Genomic DNA, 1,054 nt, shown 5'->3' with positions numbered 1-1,054 from the left:
ATTATCTTCAACCGCAACTTTACTCGTTTCTGCTGCGTTAGCAGCATCACTGGCATTACCCGTCGTTGCTCCAATACCAGCACCCAAAGCACTAGTAATGGCGCTAATCGTATCTTTTTGTTCCGCAGTTAGTTTAGTAGGGTCACTGCTACCATAGAGAAACTTCGATAAAACTGGGGCTGTAGCCTCACCTGCCCCTGCCGAAACACCGCCAGTCACTGCATCATTACCAGTCACATAACTTACTGCAGCACCAAGAATACCATGAGCTAATATATGTCCCGCTTGCTGGCTGCCAGTAAGACTATCTCCTTGGGTCTCACTTTGTTCTTTATAGTATTGTCCAATTTGATTAGATACAAAAGGACTAGCTACTTTAGCGACATAGTCTGTCGCGCCATTACTATTTGGTCCATAGATCGCTCCAGAGATGGCATCAAACAATAATCCTTGGTTTTGTACTTTATCTGCTTGTTCGATAAGTTTATCGCGAGCAGTTGTATTACCTAGCTGTCCTTGTTCTTCTGCCTCATCCCTTAACTTCTTCTCTTTGGTGTTAATCTCAGTCTTGACTTTACGACGTTCTTGGTCAAAGGCTTGTGTAATCTGCGTCTGCGCTCCTAACTCCTCATTGACTTGACCAGCATCAAAGTTATTCTCAAGCTTACCCGCTAGGGCTTCACGGTTCTCAGTGGTGAATATGCCTTGTGGATCATTGTGACCACTGACACCACCTTTGGTAATACTGCTGTCACTATCGCTGTCTGTGCCATAACCAATACCGTTCATACTGGCTTGTGGTTTGTTATTGGTGCTACCAATACTGATACCTGCTTGGATGGCATCGCCGTCATAGCTGGCGGTGTTTTTAAGGTCGGTTGCGGTCACGCCTTGTTTAAAGACGATGTTGCTGTTGGCTTGGGCTTCTTTTGAGGTGACAAACACGCCACCTTTGAAGGTGCCTTTGCCTTGGGTGATAAGGTCGGCTTCGTTGGCGAAAATACCAGATTGCTCCCCAACTGCTTTGTAGTCAGAGTTAAGATTGGTTTTGCCA

General features: G+C 45.7%; 1 protein-coding gene. It reads right to left on the bottom strand.

Annotation, left to right across the window (positions count from 1 at the left end; all coding sequences use genetic code 11):
* Positions 1-1,054: VENN motif pre-toxin domain-containing protein (locus ACT3RN_RS15790; RefSeq protein ID WP_444518833.1), on the bottom strand; the 1,054-nt coding region annotated here is incomplete at both ends.

This window comes from Psychrobacter sp. AOP5-GZ1-6 (assembly GCF_052376345.1).
Lineage (GTDB): Bacteria > Pseudomonadota > Gammaproteobacteria > Pseudomonadales > Moraxellaceae > Psychrobacter.
This window is presented reverse-complemented; position numbering and strand designations above follow the sequence as displayed.